Source organism: Geomonas azotofigens, assembly GCF_018919395.1.
In the GTDB taxonomy this organism is placed as follows: domain Bacteria; phylum Desulfobacterota; class Desulfuromonadia; order Geobacterales; family Geobacteraceae; genus Geomonas; species Geomonas azotofigens.
Genome location: NZ_JAHLME010000011.1, coordinates 30,591 through 49,868, shown reverse-complemented (window position 1 = coordinate 49,868; position 19,278 = coordinate 30,591). Strand labels below are relative to the sequence as shown.

General features: G+C 60.6%; 20 protein-coding genes and 1 rRNA gene. 14 read left to right on the top strand and 7 right to left on the bottom strand.

What is annotated here, in order from left to right; translation table 11 throughout:
* The first annotated feature begins 3 nt into the window (after positions 1-3).
* The 3 genes from rrf to KOL99_RS20890 all read left to right on the top strand — a co-directional run bounded on the left by rrf (position 4) and on the right by KOL99_RS20890 (position 1,621).
* A 5S ribosomal RNA gene (gene rrf, locus KOL99_RS20900) occupies positions 4-120 on the top strand.
* A gap of 236 nt (positions 121-356) precedes the next feature.
* A complete protein-coding gene (locus KOL99_RS20895; protein ID WP_216512392.1) occupies positions 357-695 on the top strand; it encodes a hypothetical protein in 339 nt (112 codons plus the stop codon).
* 29 nt (positions 696-724) lie between these two features.
* Positions 725-1,621: a L,D-transpeptidase family protein gene (locus KOL99_RS20890; RefSeq protein WP_216512391.1), complete on the top strand. Its 897-nt coding sequence runs from the start codon at positions 725-727 to the stop codon at positions 1,619-1,621.
* 37 nt (positions 1,622-1,658) lie between these two features.
* Here the strand turns inward: KOL99_RS20890 and KOL99_RS20885 are convergent, their stop codons facing one another.
* On the bottom strand, positions 1,659-2,000 hold the full coding sequence (locus tag KOL99_RS20885) for a cytochrome C (protein WP_216512390.1): 342 nt from the start codon (positions 1,998-2,000) through the stop codon (positions 1,659-1,661).
* Between the two features lie 299 nt (positions 2,001-2,299).
* Here KOL99_RS20885 and KOL99_RS20880 point away from each other — a divergent pair, with 299 nt between their 5' ends.
* Together KOL99_RS20880 and KOL99_RS20875 are read left to right on the top strand one after the other, a co-directional pair.
* Complete coding sequence (locus tag KOL99_RS20880) at positions 2,300-2,758, top strand: response regulator (RefSeq protein ID WP_216512389.1); 459 nt, start codon at positions 2,300-2,302, stop codon at positions 2,756-2,758.
* On the top strand, positions 2,755-4,302 hold the full coding sequence (locus tag KOL99_RS20875; RefSeq protein WP_216512388.1) for a SpoIIE family protein phosphatase: 1,548 nt from the start codon (positions 2,755-2,757) through the stop codon (positions 4,300-4,302). The genes KOL99_RS20880 and KOL99_RS20875 overlap by 4 nt, the downstream gene beginning before the upstream one ends.
* Before the next feature lie 47 nt (positions 4,303-4,349).
* On the opposite strand, the gene KOL99_RS20870 is transcribed toward KOL99_RS20875, so the two are convergent.
* On the bottom strand, positions 4,350-4,766 hold the full coding sequence (locus KOL99_RS20870; protein ID WP_216512387.1) for a secondary thiamine-phosphate synthase enzyme YjbQ: 417 nt from the start codon (positions 4,764-4,766) through the stop codon (positions 4,350-4,352).
* Positions 4,723-5,628, bottom strand: coding sequence for a D-alanyl-D-alanine carboxypeptidase family protein (locus KOL99_RS20865; RefSeq protein ID WP_216512386.1), 906 nt, complete (start codon positions 5,626-5,628; stop codon positions 4,723-4,725). Before KOL99_RS20865 ends, KOL99_RS20870 begins: the two co-directional genes overlap by 44 nt.
* A gap of 148 nt (positions 5,629-5,776) precedes the next feature.
* On the opposite strand from KOL99_RS20865, the gene mutL reads away from it, so the two are divergent.
* From mutL to KOL99_RS20845, 4 genes are all read left to right on the top strand, one after another.
* Positions 5,777-7,792: a DNA mismatch repair endonuclease MutL gene (gene mutL / locus KOL99_RS20860; RefSeq protein WP_216512385.1), complete on the top strand. Its 2,016-nt coding sequence runs from the start codon at positions 5,777-5,779 to the stop codon at positions 7,790-7,792.
* 46 nt (positions 7,793-7,838) lie between these two features.
* Positions 7,839-8,753 carry a tRNA (adenosine(37)-N6)-dimethylallyltransferase MiaA gene (gene miaA / locus KOL99_RS20855; RefSeq protein ID WP_216512384.1) on the top strand — a complete coding sequence of 305 codons (915 nt, stop codon included), beginning with the start codon at positions 7,839-7,841 and terminating at the stop codon, positions 8,751-8,753.
* Positions 8,754-8,765: 12 nt separating this feature from the next.
* Positions 8,766-8,990, top strand: coding sequence for an RNA chaperone Hfq (gene hfq, locus KOL99_RS20850; protein WP_012529414.1), 225 nt, complete (start codon positions 8,766-8,768; stop codon positions 8,988-8,990).
* A gap of 267 nt (positions 8,991-9,257) precedes the next feature.
* Positions 9,258-10,556 carry a DUF512 domain-containing protein gene (locus KOL99_RS20845; protein WP_216512383.1) on the top strand — a complete coding sequence of 433 codons (1,299 nt, stop codon included), beginning with the start codon at positions 9,258-9,260 and terminating at the stop codon, positions 10,554-10,556.
* A 75-nt stretch (positions 10,557-10,631) separates the two neighbouring features.
* Here the strand turns inward: KOL99_RS20845 and KOL99_RS20840 are convergent, their stop codons facing one another.
* Positions 10,632-11,726, bottom strand: coding sequence for an AAA family ATPase (locus KOL99_RS20840; protein ID WP_216512382.1), 1,095 nt, complete (start codon positions 11,724-11,726; stop codon positions 10,632-10,634).
* Between the two features lie 300 nt (positions 11,727-12,026).
* Here KOL99_RS20840 and KOL99_RS20835 point away from each other — a divergent pair, with 300 nt between their 5' ends.
* The 4 genes from KOL99_RS20835 (at position 12,027) to KOL99_RS20820 (ending at position 15,605) form a co-directional block, all read left to right on the top strand.
* Positions 12,027-12,821 carry an amino acid ABC transporter substrate-binding protein gene (locus KOL99_RS20835; RefSeq protein WP_216500589.1) on the top strand — a complete coding sequence of 265 codons (795 nt, stop codon included), beginning with the start codon at positions 12,027-12,029 and terminating at the stop codon, positions 12,819-12,821.
* 61 nt (positions 12,822-12,882) lie between these two features.
* On the top strand, positions 12,883-13,902 hold the full coding sequence (locus tag KOL99_RS20830; RefSeq protein WP_216512381.1) for an ABC transporter permease subunit: 1,020 nt from the start codon (positions 12,883-12,885) through the stop codon (positions 13,900-13,902).
* A complete protein-coding gene (locus KOL99_RS20825; protein ID WP_328760899.1) occupies positions 13,889-14,668 on the top strand; it encodes an amino acid ABC transporter ATP-binding protein in 780 nt (259 codons plus the stop codon). The genes KOL99_RS20830 and KOL99_RS20825 overlap by 14 nt, the downstream gene beginning before the upstream one ends.
* Before the next feature lie 208 nt (positions 14,669-14,876).
* A complete protein-coding gene (locus tag KOL99_RS20820) occupies positions 14,877-15,605 on the top strand; it encodes a BON domain-containing protein (RefSeq protein ID WP_216512380.1) in 729 nt (242 codons plus the stop codon).
* Between the two features lie 16 nt (positions 15,606-15,621).
* Here the strand turns inward: KOL99_RS20820 and KOL99_RS20815 are convergent, their stop codons facing one another.
* From KOL99_RS20815 to KOL99_RS20805, 3 genes are all read right to left on the bottom strand, one after another.
* Positions 15,622-16,053 (bottom strand): archease, encoded by a 432-nt coding sequence (locus KOL99_RS20815; RefSeq protein ID WP_216512379.1) that lies wholly within the window; start codon positions 16,051-16,053, stop codon positions 15,622-15,624.
* Positions 16,054-16,066: 13 nt separating this feature from the next.
* Complete coding sequence (locus tag KOL99_RS20810) at positions 16,067-17,527, bottom strand: RtcB family protein (protein ID WP_216512378.1); 1,461 nt, start codon at positions 17,525-17,527, stop codon at positions 16,067-16,069.
* A gap of 117 nt (positions 17,528-17,644) precedes the next feature.
* Positions 17,645-17,818: a GSU3473 family protein gene (locus KOL99_RS20805; protein WP_216512377.1), complete on the bottom strand. Its 174-nt coding sequence runs from the start codon at positions 17,816-17,818 to the stop codon at positions 17,645-17,647.
* A gap of 257 nt (positions 17,819-18,075) precedes the next feature.
* Here KOL99_RS20805 and rpsA point away from each other — a divergent pair, with 257 nt between their 5' ends.
* Positions 18,076-19,278, top strand: coding sequence for a 30S ribosomal protein S1 (gene rpsA, locus KOL99_RS20800; protein ID WP_216512376.1), 1,203 nt, complete (start codon positions 18,076-18,078; stop codon positions 19,276-19,278).

Genomic DNA, 19,278 nt, shown 5'->3' with positions numbered 1-19,278 from the left:
TTTCTCTGTGGCTATGCCGAGAGGGTCACACCCGTTCCCATCCCGAACACGGAAGTTAAGCCTCTCAGGGCCGATGGTACTGCACTGGTAACGGTGTGGGAGAGTAGGTCGCCGCAGGGAATTTAATTGAAAAAGCCCCGTCTGGTTCGTCCAGACGGGGCTTTTTCGCATCTTCCACCTTCTCCATTTTTCCAGACCCCACCAAATCGCGCATCTCCTGACCAATTCCGGTATTCACTGGCGTTAACGGCCGAGGGAGTACCCGCTCTCGCTTCTTTCACCCATGACGTTGCAAATGTCGCCGTGCTGGTTAAAATTGGCTGGTGCTAATTTTAACCATTCTGTGGAGGTTCCTCTTGAAGCTCTCCCTCTTGACCCTTGCCGTTGTTACCTTCGTTTTGCCCGGCTGTGTCACCAAAGGCTATGTCAACCGTCAACTGGATCCCATCTCGTGCAAAGTCGATATCATTGAAGGAAAGAGCGCGTCTCTCGACGAGCGAGCCCGCTCCCTTGAGAGCAGACTCGCCACGTTGGAGAGTCAAGTCTCTCAAGCGCAACTGGCAAACAAGGCCATGCTCGATGAGGCGACCGCAAGGGCTGCAGATAGCGCGCAAAGAGCCGAGGCCGCCGCGACCGCAGTTGCCCAGGCGGCAGAGCGAGCTGAAAAAACTTTCGAGTTGGGACAAAAGAAATAACAACCTCAAAAAAAGTGCTGGTTCGTCACATGTCCCTTGTCTGCCGGGCAACAACCGTAGCGGCATTTGGTCTGCTCACCGTTATGGTGCCGGCAGCTCGGGCTGTTGTCGCCGTGCCATCTATCTATGAGGGTGGCTTTGTAGGTGAACTTCGGCTGTACAAGGTGCGTCACGGCGAATCCCTCATTGAAATCGCCAGGAAGTTCGATCTTGGCTACAACGGGATCAGGGACGCCAATCGTGGAGTCGACCCTATCCTTCCTAAACCAGGTACTGTCGTTACGATACCCTCAGCATGGATTCCCCCGACCGCCTGGGAGCGACCTTGCATCGTGGTGAACTTGGCCGAGCTGCGCTTATTCTATTTTCCCCACCGTGGTGACGGTATCATTACCTTTCCCATAGGCATTGGTGATGAAGGAACTGATACTCCGGTTGGCCGTTTCGTGATTACTGAGAAAATAGTCAACCCGTACTGGCATGTCCCGGAGTCAATTCGTCGCAAGCGACCTCAGCTTCCCGCCGTTGTCGCACCTGGAGCGCGGAACCCGCTGGGGCGCCACGCGTTGCGCCTTTCACGCCCAGACATTTTGATCCATGGGACGAACCGTCCTTGGGGCATTGGCAGACGGTCGAGCCATGGGTGTCTGCGCCTGTACTCCGAGGATATCGCGAACTTATTCGAGATGGCCCAGAAGGGGATGCCGGTATGGGTGATAAACCAGCCTGTGAAAATAGGGGCGAAAGGTGGGCGGATTTTCGTGGAGTTCCATTGCCAGAGTTCCGACACCGTTGGCGTCGGCGACATCCTGCAACTGATGGCGGACAGGGGCATGCTTCATTTGATCGACATGGGGAAACTGGTCCGAGCGTATTACGAGAACAAGGGATATCCCGTGGAGATAACCTGGAACGAACGAAAGTGAGGGGGGGAGTGAGCCCCCCCGGGACGCGAGGTTATAGCTACTTCTTGGGTTTCAGCGGGCTCTCTTTATAGAATATGCCAAGTACCGTCTGTTCATCCGCAGTGAGTTTTGCTCCCTTGAGTTCCATGCGGTGTTGGATCTTCTGCATATCCTTGCCGGCCGCTATCGCGCTTTCAATGCGCTGGGCGGTATGACATGAAACGCACTTCTTGTCGATAACCAGGTGCGCTTCCTTGAAAACGCCTCCAGTTACACTGCCAAGGTTGGTCCCGGAGGACGGAGCGGACTTGGGGGCAAATTGTGGCACTTCCTGTGCCGCGTGCAAGGTGGTGAATGAAAGAGTGGTTACCGCCAATGCCACGAGTATTCTGCCTTTCATTGTTTCTCCTTTAACTCGTTATGAAGAGTATGTCTTGTATTAAGAATAACAGAAATTTCTAGATTTGCTTTCAGCCGGTGCACAATCACTATCAGGACAGTCATTCAAGTAATTGTCGAAGCCGTACGGTGATTGACGTCGTAAGGCCAGCAGACGTTACCGTACTCAGGTCTCGCGTGCCGGTGAGGGCTGCCGGCAAAACGTCATTGGTGTATCGCAATAAAGACGTGGTAAAATCTGTGTGTCCAACGTGCCTGTTTACCTTGCTGTGCTGTGGGGGGATTTAAGGAGATACAGGGATGTTAAAGCTAAAGCGCATACTGTTGGTTGAGGACAACGCCAATGATGCTGAACTTACCTTGGAAGCGCTGGCTGAACATAATCTGGCCAACGGCGTCGACGTTGTTAGAGATGGTGCCGAAGCCCTCGATTACCTCTACCTCCGTGGGCAATACGCAGGGCAGCCGCCGCCGAACTTGGCAGTCATCCTTTTGGACCTGAAACTGCCGAAGGTTGACGGTCTCGAGGTGCTCAGCATTCTCAAAGGGGACGAGAAGCTCAAATGTATCCCGGTGGTGGTGCTCACTTCCTCCCGGGAGGAAAGGGATGTTGTCGAGAGCTATCGGCTGGGAGTCAACGCGTACGTCGTCAAGCCGGTGAACTTCTCCGAGTTCATAACGGCAGTCAAGGAACTTGGGGCCTTCTGGGCCATCATCAACGAGCCGCCTCCGTTGCCTCCAAAGGGCCAAAACGAATGAAAGAGCAGCATCTGCGCATACTGCACCTCGAAGATGATCCGATGGATGCAGAACTGGTTCTGCTGACGCTCATGTCCGAGGGGCTTGATTGCGAAGTCGAGGTGGTGTCGAGGCGGGACGAATTCAGCATCGCCTTGGAACGTGGCGGCATGGACTTGATCTTGGCCGATTTCGCTCTTCCCGCTTTCGACGGCATGACGGCGTTGGCCATGGTCCGCCAAAAGCTCCCTGATCTGCCCTTTGTCTTTGTCTCAGGCAAGCTGGGCGAAGAAGCGGCCATCGAGTCGCTGAAAAGCGGTGCAACGGATTACGTCTTGAAGAGCCGCTTGTCCAGGTTGGTTCCTGCGGTGCAGCGCGCGCTGACCGAGGCACAGGAGCGGGCCAAGCAGAGACAAACCGAGCGGGACCTCGAGGTTGCTCACGCCGAGATCGAGAAACGCGCGGAAGACTATCGCAACCTGTTCAACAGCATCCGCGACGTTATCGTCGTCGCCGACCATAACCGCACCATTCTCCATGTCAACCAGCCAGCACTGCAGGACATTTTCGGCTATGACTCTCCCGAGGTCATCGGCCAGAGCAGCGCAATTCTCTACGCCAACGACGACGATTACGAGCGTACCGGCACGGAGGTTTTCGACGTGAAAGCCCCGGTGAAGGGAAAGCTGGTTGAACTGCACTTTCGCAGGAAAAGCGGCGAAGTCTTCATCGGCGAGCTGTACGCGATGAAGCGCCTGGATCGCTTTGGCAACGTGACTGGCAACATCTCCATCTTTAGGGACATCAGCGAACGGAAAAAGGCCGAGGCGGATCTAAGGGAGAGCGAACTGCGCCGCATGCAGCTGCAGCTTGAACTGGTCTACGCCGCAGAGATCCAGGCCAAGCTGCTGCCGCGCGTGTATCCGCAGATCGGCGGCTTCGACATCGCCGCCCGCTGCCTCCCCGCCAAACAGGTTGGTGGAGACTTCTACGACTGGCAGCAGGTATCGCCCACGCTCTTCAACCTGACGCTTGGGGATGTGATGGGCAAGGGGATGGCAGCCGCCATGCTGATGGCCACGGTCAGGGCCGCCCTCCATGCCGTCACCCTCTACAATCGGCCGGCCCAGGCGGTGCACTTGGCCGAGAAAGCGCTCAATGAGGACCTGGAGAATTCGGAAAGCTTCGTGACCCTCTTCCATGCCCAGTTGGACTCCACAGCGCGGACACTTTCCTTTGTCGACTGCGGTCATGGCTATGTCTTCGTCAGGCGCAACAATGGCTCAGTGGAGACCCTGAACCCACGTGGGCTCCCGTTGGGGGTGCAGGGGGATGAGGTGTACCAGGAGGGGAAGGTGCGACTCGGGAAGGGGGACGTGCTTGTTTTGTACAGCGACGGATTGGTTGATGCGAAGCCGGAACTGGAACTTACCCATGAGGCGCTGGCCAGGCAGTTGGGAGGAAGGATGAGCGCCCAGGAGATGGCCGACGCTCTTGTCGCCCTCACCGGAAAGCCAGACCCGCAACCTGACGACATCACCGTCCTGGTGCTGCGGGGGCTGTAAGATTTGCCGCAAGCCGGTGCTCCTCCGCCGGCAGCACTCCCGATTTACTACTCTCCGATGATCTTGACCAGGACCCGTTTTCTGCGCATGCCGTCGAACTCCCCGTAAAAAACCTGCTCCCAAGGCCCCAGATCGAGTTTTCCCCCGGTCACCGCGACCACCACCTCGCGCCCCATGATGGTTCTTTTCAGGTGCGCGTCGCCGTTGTCTTCTCCGTGGTTGTGGCGGTACCGGCTGTGCGGTTTCTCCGGCGCGAGCCCTTCCAGCCATTCTTCGAAATCCTGGTGCAACCCTGATTCGTCATCGTTTATGAAGACGCTTGCCGTGATGTGCATGGCGTTACACAACAGAAGTCCCTCGCGTATGCCGCTTTCGTCCAGGGCCGCCTGGAGGTCGCGCGTGACGTTGACAAAGCCACGCCTACTCTTGATCTGGAACCACAGTTCCTTCCGGTGGTGCTTCATCTTCTCTCCTTGCTGGTACAGTCGACTCTGGAGTTCTCCTTGAGGCATGGCGTGGCGCTGACGCAGCGAAGGCGGCGTCAAGCAGGGCCGGTGCGGCACCCCACCTGTTCCTGGAGTGCATGATCACCACGAGGACTCTCGTCTCCTCCCGCTCTGCCAAGGCGACGAGGCATTGCCCTGCGTTGGGCGTGGTACCTGTTTTAACACCAATGGCCCCTGGATACCTTCCGATCAGCCTGTTTTTGTTTCTCAGATAATAACTGCGCCTGCCGTCGAGCGTGGTAATGCGCATGTCGTGTTTAGCAACGATCTTGGCGAACTGCGGCAGTTGCATCGCCCTCTCGGCGATGCGCGCCAGGTCGTGCGCGTTGGAGTAGAGGCCCTTGCTGTCGTGGCCGCAGGCGTTGGCAAAATGGGTGTTCTCCAGGCCAAGCGTCCGAGCCCGGGCGTTCATCTGTACCACGAAATCCGTTTGATTGCCACAGGCGTGATCGGCGAGGGCGCGGCAGGCGTCGTTGGCGGAAGCGATCAGAGTGGCCGCGAGCAGGTCGCGCACCCGGAATTTATCCCCGCGTCGCAATCCGATTCTGCTGCCGGTCTCACGCGCCGCGGCGCGACTGACCACGACAACCTCGTCCAGGTTGCAGCGCTCCATGACCACCAGCGCGGTCATCATCTTGGTGAGGCTGGCCGGGGCCCGGCGGATACCGGCATTTTGCTGGCGAATGACCTTGCCGTTGACCTTTACCAGATAGGTCGTGGCGGGGTGGTAGGAGCGTGCGGCGGTAGGTTGTGGAAGGGCGAGGGCGGTGATAACAGCCGCTAGAAGAGCACAAAGTTTGTTAAATTGGAAAAATTTCATGCGTGATGTTATAGCATCGTTTCCCGCGCCCGCAATTAAGCGCGGCGCGAAGGGCGCGGCGTCGCCTGTCACCGCGAATCTTGGATTTACAAACGATCGCCCCTTAAGGTATGTTGCTGACTTCGATTACCGCAGTGTGAGGTCGACAGTGGCAACCAAGATACGAATACTTCCCGAGAACCTGACCAACAAGATCGCCGCCGGCGAGGTGGTGGAACGCCCCGCCTCCGTGGCCAAAGAACTGGTGGAGAATGCTCTGGATGCGGGGTCCAAAGAGGTCGTGGTGGAGATCGAGTCCGGCGGCAGGCGGCTCATCAAGGTGACCGATTCCGGCAGCGGCATGTCGCGCGAGGACGCGCTTTTGGCGCTCGAGCGCCACGCCACCAGCAAGATCGCCAGTGACGAGGACCTCTTCGCCCTCTCCACCCTCGGTTTTCGTGGGGAGGCGCTGCCATCGGTCGCCTCGGTGTCGCGGCTTACCATCTCCACCCGCACCGGCGACAGCCTGGAGGGGACAGAGATTTACGTAGAGGGGGGGCGCATCAAGGAGGTCAAGGAGTGCGGGATGGCTCCCGGGACGGTGATCGCCGTGCGCAACCTCTTCTTCAATACGCCGGCGCGGCTTAAGTTCATGAAGAGCGCCGAGACCGAAGGGGGGCACGTCGGGGAACTGTTGACGCGGCTGGCCATCTCCCGCCCCGATGTCCGCTTCACCTATAAGAATGAGGGCAAGACGGTATTTCGCGCCCTCGACGCCGACCTCAAGGAGCGGGTGGCGACGCTTCTCGGTCGGTCCATCGCCTCGTTTCTCTATCCGGTTTCCTACGAGGAGGCGGGTGGCGTGCGGGTGACCGGCCTGGTGGCGGCGCCCGAGTGCAGCCGTAGCGCCGGCAGTCACCTCTACACCTACATAAACGGCCGTTTCATCAGGGACAAGGTTGTGCAGCACGCCATCCTCCAGGCGTACCGGAACTTCCTGGAGCGCGGTCGCTATCCGGTGGTCGCCGTCTTCATCGACATCGCCCCGGGGGAGGTGGACGTCAACGTCCATCCGACCAAGCACGAGGTCAGGTTCCGCGAACAGGGAAAGGTGCACGACGCCATCCAGTACGCGGTGGAAAGCGTGCTGAAGCAGACCCCTTGGCTGAAGCGGGCCGCCGTGCCGGTTTCGTCTGCTTCGACCGCCTCGGTTGCACAGCCGGCATGTGCAATCACAGGGGGCGCACCCGGCACCGCCAGCCCATCGGGACGCCCCGTTCCCGCCCCGGCAGGTACACCCACGGATATACCGCCTCTGGTCGATGTGCCGGCCCCTTCCGCGACTGCCGAAACCGCGCAGGAACCGGTATCGCCCGTAGCGGCGCCGCTGTTCTCGGTCAGCGAGGCCAAGGTCGCCGAGATACGCGAGCTGCTGGTGGGATATCAGCCCAAGCCCCAGCCGGCGCTGCGCCCCCATTACCACTTCGAGGCCCCGACGCGGAAGGCGGATGATCCCGCCGCGCCACGCAGCGAGGAGCCTGCCGCCCAACCTCTGGCGGAAGAACCTGCGCACGTCCCCCGGCACGAGAGCGAGACGCCAGGCTACTTCTCGTCGCTGGCGGTGATCGGCCAGTTCAACGCCTCCTACATCCTGTGCCAGCAGGGAACTGACCTGGTGCTGATCGACCAGCACGCGGCGCACGAGCGGGTGGCCTTTGAAAAGCTCAAGGTGGAATTTGCCGGCAAGGAGGTGGACAGCCAAGGGCTGCTCTTCCCGGAAACGCTGGAACTCTCCTTCCGTGAGTCGGCCGTGCTCCTGGAGAATCTTGAGGAGCTTCGGCGCCTGGGCTTCTCCTTCGAGGAGTTCGGAGGCAACACCTGGCTTCTGAACGGTGTGCCGCAGCTTCTGTCCGGCACTGACTACCTGCGCACCATCCGGGACATCTTGGAGGAGCTCTCCAGCCTAAGCCGCAGTCGTACTTTCACGGACATCCAGGAGGATCTCCTGGCGCGCATTGCCTGCCACAGCGTTGTGCGTGGCCGGCGCACGCTGACGGCCCAGGAGATTTCGGCGCTGTTCAGGCAGATGGACGAGACTGATTTCTCCAGCAACTGCCCGCACGGCAGGCCGGTGATGCAGACCCTGACGCTGACCGACGTGGAGAAGATGTTCAAGCGGGTGTAGAGCCCGGCGCGGCAGCCGCTTCGGCAGCCTCGCCAGACGAGAAGCCATGACGCAAGAGAAGATAAAGCTGCTGGTCGTGGGGGGACCCACCGGTTCCGGCAAGAGTGACCTCGCCTTGAGGCTGGCGGAGCAGATCGATGCGGAGATCGTCAACGCCGACTCGATGCAGATCTATCGGGGCCTCGACGTCGGGACCGCCAAACCCTCGCCGGAAGAGTTGGCCAGGGTGCCGCACCACCTGATCGACATCGTCTCGCCGGAGGAGGATTTCACCGCTTCGGACTTTAGGCGGGAGGCTGCGGCCGCCATCGAGGACATCGACCGCCGCGGCAAAAAGGCTATCGTGGTCGGCGGGACCGGCCTGTACCTGCGCGCCCTCTTGGAGGGGCTCCTCGACTCCCCGACCGGCGACCCTGAGCTGCGCCGTCAGTTCGACGGCGTCCCGGGGGAGGAGCTCCTGAACCGCTTGGCACAGGTCGATCCGGAGACTGCGGCGAGACTCCACCCCAACGACCGTGTGCGCCTGGTGCGCGCGCTGGAAGTCTACACACAGACCGGCCGCCCCATCTCCGCCTTCCGCGCCGAGCATGGTTTTTCGGGCGACCATTACCGCGCTCTGAAGCTTGCCATCAGCGTGGAACGGGCCGAATTGTACCGGCGTATCGATGCCCGGGTGGAAAGGATGCTGGAAAAGGGGTTGGTGGAAGAGGTGCGGCAACTCCTGGCCCAGGGCTACAACCGTGACTTAAAGTCAATGCGCTCCATCGGATACAAGGAAATGACGGCCTATCTGGCTGGCGAAACGACGCTGGATGAGGCAGTTACGCTGATCAAGCGCGACAGCCGCCGTTATGCCAAGCGACAGATGACATGGTTCGGCAGGGAAAATGATATTTATTGGCTTGAATATCCCGCAGCATTTGCTAGTATCCTTGGTCATGTGATTGAATTTTTTGGGTAAAGGAGCGGAATCATGCCTAAAACGCCTTTTAACATCCAGGACCAGTACCTCAACCAGTCTCGCAAGGAGCGTGTAAAGGTCTTGGTGCAGCTCATGTCCGGTGAAAAACTGGAAGGGCATATCAAATCCTTCGACAACTTCTCCGTACTTATGGAAGTGCACGGGGATATCCTCATCTATAAGCACGCGATCTGCAGCATCACCTCCGTGGATGGTGTCTTCCGACTGCACCAGTAGCACGATCTCTTGTGCAGCAACCATGCGTCCGACAGACGGTAACCATTCGGACGGGAAAGACTCGTCACCGCGGTAACTCCTCCCAGCCGGCTCTAAAGGGCCGGCTCGTTTTTTATCTGTTGCCAAATTCCTCCTTCTCCACCTATCATTAAACTCTGCGCGCCGCCGCTCTCACGCCAGTTGCCTCGCGGGTGATCCTGCGACTGCTGTTCCCGCAGCCGGAAAAATCTCCATCTCCGCTGCGGGGCGCGCACCGGGAGGGATTTCATGTCAGGTCTGACTATCGATAAAGTGATGCCGGGAAGCATCGCGGAAGAGTTTGAACTCGAGCCGGGGGACCGGCTGCTGTCGGTGAACGGGCATCCGTTGCGGGACGTCATCGATTACAACTATTTCACGGCTGACGACGAACTGGAGCTGGAAGTCGAAAAAGCCGACGGCGAACTCTGGGAACTCGAAGTGGAGCGCGAAGAGGGGGAGCCGCTTGGCATCTCCTTTCAGGCGCCGGCACCGGCGCGCTGCGGCAACAACTGCGTCTTCTGCTTCGTGCACCAGTTGCCCCGCGGACTGCGCGGGCCCCTTTACGTGAAGGACGAGGATTACCGCCTCTCCTTTCTTTACGGCAACTACGTGACCATGGCCAATATCGGCCGCTCCGAGTTGGACCGCATCAAGGAGCAGCGACTTTCACCGCTCTACATTTCCGTGCATGCCACCGACGCGGCGTTGCGCGAGAAGCTTTTGGGCAAAAACGGCATCCTGCCCATCCTGGACGTGATGCGGGAGCTGGCCGAGGCGCGCATCACCATGCACACCCAGATCGTCCTCTGCCCGGGCTGGAACGACGGGGAGGCCTTCGCCCGGACTGTGGCAGACTTGGCCGCCCTCTACCCCTGGGTGGCCTCCCTGGCGGTCGTGCCGGTCGGGTTGACCGAGCACAGGCAGAATCTCCCGGCGCTGGCCCCGGTCACCAAAGAGTTCGCCGCAGACTTCATCGGCAAATGGTACCCTGAATCCCGTCTCCTTGAGGAGCGCCTGGGTGCCCCCTTCCTGTTCCTGGCCGACGAATTCTACATCAAGGGCGGTGTGCCGTTTCCGGAGCTGGACAACTACGGCGACCTGCCGCAACTGGAAAACGGCGTCGGCATGATCCCGCTGTTTCTCTTCGAGGCGGAACAGGTCCTCCAGGAGGCCGAGCCCCTGAAGCCGGGGAAACTGACCGTGGTCACCGGCGAGTCCCCCTATCGCTATCTCTCCGATTTCCTGAAACAGCTCTCGGGGGCGACCGGGGTGGCCATGCAGCCGGTGGCGGTGCGCAACAGACTCTTCGGTCCCACGGTCACGGTGACCGGTCTGGTGTGCGGGGCCGACGTCGTGGCCGCTCTGCAGGGGATGGAACTGGGAGACCTGGTGCTCGTTCCTGACGTGATGCTGAAGGAGGGGGAGGGGGTGTTCCTCGACGACCTCACCCTGGACGACGTGGAGCAGCAGCTGGGGACGGAGGTCCAGGTGGTCGAGTCGACTCCGTACGGGATCTACGAGGCCCTGGTGCAGCGGCTGGGATAAAAGCGGAAGGCAAAACGAAAAGAGCCGGAGAGGGTGGGCCCCCTCTCCGGCTCTTCGTGCTTTTAGGTTTTTCTTTTAGCGGCTCATGGCGTCGATGACGTCGAAATCGAAGACGCTCTCGGCGGTGGACTTGATCAGGTCGATCTTCTCCTTGTCGTCCGCCGTAATCTTCGAAACGTGTTCGGTGAGGGTGATGAAGGCATCCGCCGTGTTCTGCGAGGTGCGCAGGTAGGGGATGTTGCTGTCGTCGAGGATCCGCTGGGTGATGGCGGAAACCGGCGCCGACCCCGGGATCACGATGCCGGCCAGCTTGCACCGGTAGGCCGGGATGTTGTACAGCGCCGACGCGGTGACGATCAACTCGTCCCTGGAGCTCGTGGTGATCAGCAGCGTGGATTCCTGCAGGGTGTCGATGACGCGCTGCGACGATGCGGCGCCCAGCTGGATGTGGTTGATGATGCGGTCCTTCCCCTCCTGGTCTCCCTGCAGCGGCAGCTTCAGGAGCTTGGAGAGGTCGAGCAGGGTAGGGTTGGCCAGGGTGGGAGAATAATCGAAGGCGCCGGCCACGTTCTGCTGGCGGCTCTCGAAGAAGGTTCTCAGGTAGCCCAGCGTCTCCTCGCGCTTGTTGGCAAGAAGCTTGTTCACCAGGACCAGCTTGACCTCGGCCCCCTGCTGCTGGAACAGGGAGAGGTTCAACTGCACCGAATCGATGACGCAGCCGATGCCGCCGCTGGCCACCATGATGACCGGAGCGTCCAGGGTGCGGGCGATCTGGGCGTTGTTGATGCCGACCACCGAGCCGACCCCGCCGTGTCCGGACCCCTCGATGATCAGGAAATCGTTCTTGGCTTCCAGCTCGGCACAGGCGTATTTGATGGCCTCGAGCGGGGCCTCGGGCGCGATTTCGCCGGAGAGGTACCTTTTGGTGTACCCCTTCCCCACCACGACCGGGGACATGAGCTTGCGGTCCGCCTCCATGCCGTAAATGCCGGCGATGAGGGCTGCATCCATGTCCATTTCCACGCCGTCCAGCATGAAGACCTTGGGGCCGATCGGCTTGATGAAGCCGACGCGTGCGTATTTCTTTTTGGCCAGATGAAGCAGTGACAGACTGATGGTGGTCTTGCCACAGTGCTGGCCGGTAGCAGCGATGAAAATTTTCTTACACATATGTCTAAGCCTCGTGGCCTTTCTTACGTGTTGATACGCTATCACCCGGATTATACGTTTTTGGAAAAATAGGGGCAACATGGTATACGGTACCGCCCCCGGGACTGACCAAGAGGGGGACTCGCTTAGCCTTCTGAGCCGCGATGGGACCATCCTCTTGAGGCTGGGGCAAGTCCCGTTATCTTCTTGACGCTTGCGTGAGATTCTGCAATAATCCGCCGGTCCAAACGCCTGTTTGTTTACATCAAATCTTTCTAAGCTTCACCATCACCGACCATAGCGTAGAAAAGGAGCGTAAACGTGAAAAAGATCTGGGTAGTCCTGTCGTCTCTGCTCGTCCTTGCCTGTGCCGTATCGGCCTTTGCCGGCGACGGTTCCTTCAAGAGGGTCAAAAGCCAGGGAGCTCTGACCATCGGCCTCGATGATGCCTTCCCGCCGATGGGGTACCGCAACGACAAGGGGCAGTTGGTCGGCTTCGACATCGATGCAGCTGAAGAAGTCGGCAAGCGTCTCGGCATCAAGATCAACTGGCAGCCGACCGCATGGGACGGCGTCATCCACGCTCTCAACTCCAAGAAGTTCGACTGCATCTGGAACGGCATGACCATCACCGACGAGCGCAAGAAGGAAGTCGCCTTCACCAAGCCGTACAAGATGGACGGCCAGGTCGCGGTGGTCCGTTTCGCCGACAAGAAGCTCAAGAAGCTTGCCGACCTAAAAGGCGCCAAGGTAGGCGTTCAGAAGGGTTCCTCCGCCGTCGAGGCCGTCAAGAAGCTGCCGGCAGCCCCCGCCGAGGTGCGTGAGTACGAGGACAACCCGAAGGCGCTGCTGGATCTCGAATCCGACCGTCTCGACACCGTCATCATCGACGACGCAACCGGCCGCGACTTCATCGCCAAGCGCCCGGGCAAGTTCCGGATCCTGCCGGGCAACATCACCAAGGAGCCCTTCGGCGTCGCCTTCCGCAAGGAAGACGTGGAGCTGCGCGAGGCGGTCCAGAAGACCCTCGACAAGATGGTCAAGGACGGCACCATGGCCAAGATCTCCAAGAAGTGGTTCGGCGAGGACATCACCAACCCGAAGAAGTGGAAATAGTTAACGCTTTCCCCTCCCCGTGCGCGGGGAGGGGGACTGCCACAGTTAATCAGGTGTGCCGATGAAATTTTTTACCGGCAGGGTCGTCAAAAGAGCGATCCTGCTTTTTTCATGCTTGCTGTTACTTCTGGCCTCGGTCTGTTTCGCCAAGGATTACGATCAGCTCTTCACCGATGCCAACGATGCCATGGCGCAGGGGGATCTCCCCGCGGCCATCGCCCTGCTGAAGAAGGTGGAGTTCGAGAAGGGTGACGAAAGCGGCGCCTTCGTCAGGAGCAGGATGCAGATCGCAAGGCTGCAGTTCGCCCTGAAGGACATGGAAAAGGCGAGCTCCGCCGCCAAGGAAGTCCTTGCCGTCTATCCCGACAACAGCGAGGCCCTCAACTTCCTCGCCTCGGTCAAGCAGGAACAGACGCCCCGCTACCAGGTGTTCATCCAGGACTGCCTCCGCTTCCTGCCGCAGTTGCTGAAGGGCGCGGTGATGACCATCACCCTCGTGGTCTGCATCATCCTGATCTCGCCGATCGGCGGCCTTCTCATCGCGCTGGGGCGCATCAGCACCTTCAAGCCGGTCTCCGGGCTCTGCTGGTTCTTCATCTGGCTCTTCCGCGGCACCCCGCTGTTGCTGCAGCTCTTCTTCATCTACTACGGGCTCCCCTCCCTGGGGGTGACCTTCAAGCCCTTCACCGCCGCCATCCTGGGCCTCGGCCTCAACTACTCGGCCTACCTGGGAGAGATCATCCGCGGCGGCATCCAAAGCATCGAGCACGGCCAGATGGAGGCCGCCAAGGCGATCGGCATGAGCTACTGGCAGGCAATGCGCCGGGTCATCATCCCCCAGACCTACAAGCGGCTCATGCCCCCCATCGGCAACGAGTTCATCGCGCTCATCAAGGACACGGCGCTCGTTTCCACCATCGCCATGGTCGAACTGATGCGCTCCGCGGACCAGATGTTCAACGCCTACTTCAACGTCACGGCGCTGATCCTGGCGGCGCTCATCTACCTGCTGTTCACCACCATCTTCACCTTCATCTTCGAAAAGATCGAGGTTCGGGCCGGCATCTATGAAAACCGCTAACCAACCGTTGTTAAGCCTCAAGGGGATCACCAAGCGCTTCGGATCGCTTACCGCCGTGAATGGCGTCGACCTCGACGTCTGCCCCGGCGAGATCGTGGTCATCATCGGGCCTTCCGGGTCCGGCAAATCGACCCTGCTGCGTTCGATCAACTTCCTCGAGGAGATCGAGGAGGGGACCATCGTCTTCGAGGGGAACGAGATCGGCTACGTGACCAATAAGCACGGGCGCCGGCACCTGGACGTGCCGCACAAGATCTGCGCGCTCCGCTCCGAGATCGGCATGGTGTTCCAGCACTTCAACCTGTTCCCGCATATGACCGTTTTGGGGAACGTGATGGAAGGGCCGCTTACGGTGCAGAAGAAGAGCCCGGAGGAGGCGCGCGCGATCGCCCTGGACATGCTGGCCAAGGTCGGCCTTTCCGACAAGCGCGACGTCTACCCCGCCACGCTATCCGGTGGACAGAAGCAGCGCGTTGCCATCGCTCGGGCCCTCGCCATGCGCCCCAAGCTGATGCTCTTCGACGAGCCGACGTCGGCCCTCGACCCGGAACTGATCGGCGAGGTGTTCGACACCATCCGCGCCCTCGGCAAGGAGGGGATGACCATGATCATCGTCACCCACCAGATGGGCTTCGCCAAGGAGATGGCGGACCGGGTCATCTTCATGGAGAAAGGCTCCTTCGTGGCCCAAGGGACCCCGGAAGACTTCTTCGCCAACCAGATGGAACACGATCGCATCAAGTCCTTCCTAAACCGCATCCTTTAACGCCTACGGCGGCAGCGACCCTGCCGCCGTTTTCCGTTGTTCCTCTCGTTCTTCCCGCTGTAGTCTCCCGTCCCGTCGGGTTCGACAACACCTCTCCCCATGCTACAATGTATCCGTTGTTTTTTCGGCATTTATTAACGGCTAGCCCCGGCAGTTCACATGGGAATCGATCCGTTTCCGAAGAACGAGCCGGGAAAGGGGGAGAGGCATGATCAGAGCGGAAGAGGTCATCGGAACCATTCGGGCCGCACTCGAGCGCGAACCGCGGGTGAACCTGCACGGCCATCCCATTGCGCTGGACTTTGCCGATGGCGTGGTCACGGTCCAGGGGGAGGTCGGGTGGATCGGCGCCAAGAAACTTGCCCTTGATATTGCTGCCAAGCCGCAGCCGGTCACCGGCATCGTGGACCGGTTGCGTGTCGAGCCGTCCGAGCAGATGGAGGACGGGACTATCCGTGACCATGTTTGCAACGCACTCGCCAGCGAGCCGGCCTTCATGCAGTACGCCGTTCAGGCCATCGTCAAGAAGGATCTGGAAGAGGTACGGGGCACCGCGCAACGGGGGCTGGAGCGGGTCATCGAGGTCGAGGTCAGCGAGGGCGTGGTCATCCTGAACGGCAGGGCCGAGAGCATCTCGCACAAGCGGTTGGCCGGCGTCTTGGCCTGGTGGGTGCCGGGAAGCAGGGACGTGGTGAACGGGATCGAGGTGTGGTCCGGCGCGGATGAGAACGACGATGAACTGGTAGACCTGGTCAGGATCGTCTTGGAGAAGGACCCCCTGGTGAACGCGGCGCAGGTCTCGATTCGGAGCAACGACGGCGTGGTGACCCTCGAAGGGGCGGTGCCGACCCCCAACAACAAGCGCGCCGCCGAGTCCGATGCCTGGTACGTGCTGGGGGTGAACGAGGTGGTCAACAACCTTGTCGTGATCGGGTAACGGGAGGTGGCGGGCGCTACACGTCCAGCACCACTGTCGCCCGCCACCCTTGCGGCACCCGCTCCACCTTGTAGCGCAGCATGGTCACCGCCTTCACGTCCGTCATCAGTTCGTGCCGGATCGGGTCGATTTCCTCTCCCGCCAGCGTCGCCCGGACGGTGAGACCTCCATCGCTGGGGGCGATGGCGATCTCGGTCGGGAGCAATATCAGCCTGCGGGCATCCTTGTAAAAGATCAGCTCGTTCAAAAAGTCAAAGAGGAGCATCTCCTCGTTCTCCTGTTCCAGCTTCAGCTCCAGCGTCTGGGCCGGGCGCACTTGCGCCAGGTTCTCCACCATCACCTGCATGGTGGCCTGTGCCGCTTCGCGGAATAGCTCCCCCAATGTGGACGCCGAGGCGTCGAAGGCGACGTCGGCGTGCGCGATGTCGCCGCGGTATTCAAACGGCATGGTCTGCCTCCCCTTACCCCTTTATGTTCCCGATCGGCACCAGGCGCGCCACCCGCTTACTGAGCCCCGCCAGTTCGGTCGCCTCCACCACCTCGTCGATGTTCTTGTACGCGGCACCCGCCTCCTCGGCGAGCCCTCCGAAGGAGTCGGTGCGCACGTAGATGCCGCGCTGCTCCATATCGCGCTGGAGCTTGTCGCCGCGAAAGCTCTTCTTCGCCTCGTGGCGGCTCATGGTCCTGCCGCTGCCGTGCGCCGTGGTGTACCAGGCGTCACCTCCGGTCGACATGCCCGCCAACAGGTAGGAACCGGTCTCCATGCTCCCCCCGATGATCACCGGTTGCCCGGTCTTCTGGTAGCACTCGGGAAGTCCCGGGAGCCCCGGTCCAAAGGCGCGGGTGGACCCCTTGCGGTGCACCAGCAGTTCCTTGCGGCTGCCGTTGACCAGGTGCCTTTCCAGTTTGGCGGTATTGTGGGCCACGTCGTAGACCATGCGCAGGCCGAGCTCGTCGGGGGAGGCGTGGAACAGATCGGAGAACACCTCCCGGATCCGGTGCAGGATGACCTGGCGGTTGGCGAAGGCCATGTTGACGGCGCACTTCATGGCGCTGAAATAGGCCTGCCCCTCCGGCGAGTGGAAGGGGGCGCAGGCGAGCTCCCGGTCCACGATCTTGATGCCGTATTTTCGTTCCATGACCGAGAGGAAGAGCTTCAGGTAGTCGGTGGCAACCTGGTGGCCGAACCCACGGCTGCCGCAGTGGAACATGATCACCACCTGGTTGGGAACGGTGGTGAGGCCGAAAGCGCGGGCGAGCTCCTGGTCCATGATGTTTTCGGGCTGCACCACCTGGATCTCGCAGTAGTGGTTGCCGCTTCCCAGGGTCCCCAGCTGGTTGTAGCCGCGCTCGACCGCTTTCTCGCTGATATGCGAGGTGTCCGCTCCCGGGAAGCAGCCTCCCTCCTCGGTCATCTCCAGGTCTTCCTGGGTGGCGAAGCCGTTTTTGAGGCACCAGCGCGACCCCTGTTGCACCACGGTACGGAAATCGTCCTGCTTCAGCTTCACGAAACCGTGGCACCCGACACCGGTGGGGATGCGGGCGAAGAGCCGGTCGACCAGTTGGTGCAGCTTCGGCTGCACCTGCTCCGCGGTCAGGTTTGTGAGCACGAGCCGCATGCCGCAGTTTATGTCGAAACCGATGCCGCCGGGAGAGATCACCCCCGAGCCGGGATCCATGGCGGCGACCCCGCCGATGGGAAAGCCGTAACCCCAGTGCCCGTCGGGCATGCAGTAGGCGTAGCGCTGGATGCCGGGAAGCGTGGCGACGTTGCTCACCTGTTCGAACACCCCGGCGTCCATTTCTTTGATCAGCTTGTCGCTGGCGACGATCCTGGCGGGAACCAGCATCCCCTCCTTGTAGCTCACCGGCAGTTCCCATATCGTTTCACTGATCCGCTTCAGCGCAGCTGGTACGTTCATAGGACCTCCGTCTGCGTCAGATGGCGATGCACCCGGAGATGTTACCACAACTGGGGTTGCTTAGGAGGCGACCGGCGGTTTTCAGGATGGTCTGAGGTAGGGGGGCGGTGGGCACGGTTAGGCTGTGACGTGCCGGGGGGGGGCAGGGGCGGGCGGAGTCGCTTCGTCCTTTTTCACCCAGTGCTCGGATCTGTCAAAGCCAAGAATGCATCCCGTGGAGAGCAGGTGGTCCAGGAAATAGTCGTTGATCACGTCATAGGTGAAGTCGTCATAACAGACAAGAACTCCCATTGTTGTGTCCTCCCGTATGCGGCGGTGAGCTTCAGAGATGTACTACCTATCGGCCGGTACTTGCGCTACCTGAAGAAAGTTTTACCTACCCAGCATCTTTCCGGTCTCTCCGCGCCGGACTCGTGCACCGCTCCTGTTGGTCGCAACCGTGACAAACATCGAGTGTGAGCGGCTCAAGTAGTTGACAAGGGTACGGGGTCCCCTGTATGCTCCATGAGTGCTAAAGTGCGCAACAACTACGCTGAAGAGGTACTTAAATGGATAACGATCACAGGGAAGAGATGGAAACCGAAGAGGAGAGCTTTGCCGATCTGTTCGAGCGGAGCCAGAAGGACGCCGGCCGGCTTGAGCCGGGCGCCAAGGTCGAGGCGACCGTACTGCAGATCGCCAAGGACTGGGTCTTTCTGGATACCGGTCGCAAAGGCGAAGGGGTCCTCGACATCAAGGAACTCCTTGACGCCGATGGCAACGTGAGCGTCAAGGTTGGTGACAAGGTCACCGCCTGGTTCGTCTCTTCGCGCAACAACGAGATGCGTTTCACCACCAAGCTCGGCGCCGGAAGCAGCCATTCCGCCGGTAACGCGCAGCTCGAGGAGGCCTATGCCGCCGGCATTCCGGTCGAGGGCGTGGTCGAAAAGGAAGTCAAGGGTGGGTTCGAGGTCAAGGTCGCCGGTTCCCGCGCCTTCTGCCCGTTCTCCCAGATCGCCCTGAGAAGGGTGGAGGACACCGCGGCCCTGCTGGGCAAGCAGATGTCCTTCAAGATCATGGAGTATTCCGAAAAGGGTCGCAACATCGTTCTTTCCCACCGCGCCCTGCTCGAGGAGGAGATGCAGCAGCAGAAGGACGCGCTTAAAGAAACCCTGAAGGTGGGCGACCGCGTGAAGGGTACGGTGACGTCGCTGCGCGACTTCGGCGCCTTCGTCTCCATCGGCGCCGTTGAGGGGCTCCTGCCCGTCTCCGAAGTCGCCTGGGCCCGCGTGAACCACGTCAGCGAAGTACTTTCCGCCGGTCAGGAAGTAGAGGTCGTGGTGAAGGGGATCGACTGGGAGAAAAACCGCATCTCCTTCTCCTTGAAGGATACCCTGGCTGATCCCTGGGAAGAGGCGGCGAGCGCCTTCCCCGAGGGGTCCTACCAGAACGGCAAGGTGGCAAGGCTTACCCCGTTTGGCGCCTTCGTGACCCTGGCCAGCGGCGTCGACGGCCTGATTCACATCTCCAAGCTCGGGGCGGGCAAGAGAATCCAGCACCCGAAAGAGGTCCTGTCCGAAGGGCAGGAGGTCGAGGTGAAGGTAGAGTCGGTGGATCGCGAGGCCAAGAAGATCTCGCTCGCCCTGGCATCGGTCAGCCGCGCCGCGGATGAGCAGGCCCAGAGCATGGACGCCTACAAGAAGACCGTGGCCGAGGCCCCCAAGGGTATGGGTACCCTGGGCGACCTGCTCAAGGCCAAGCTGAAGGGGTAG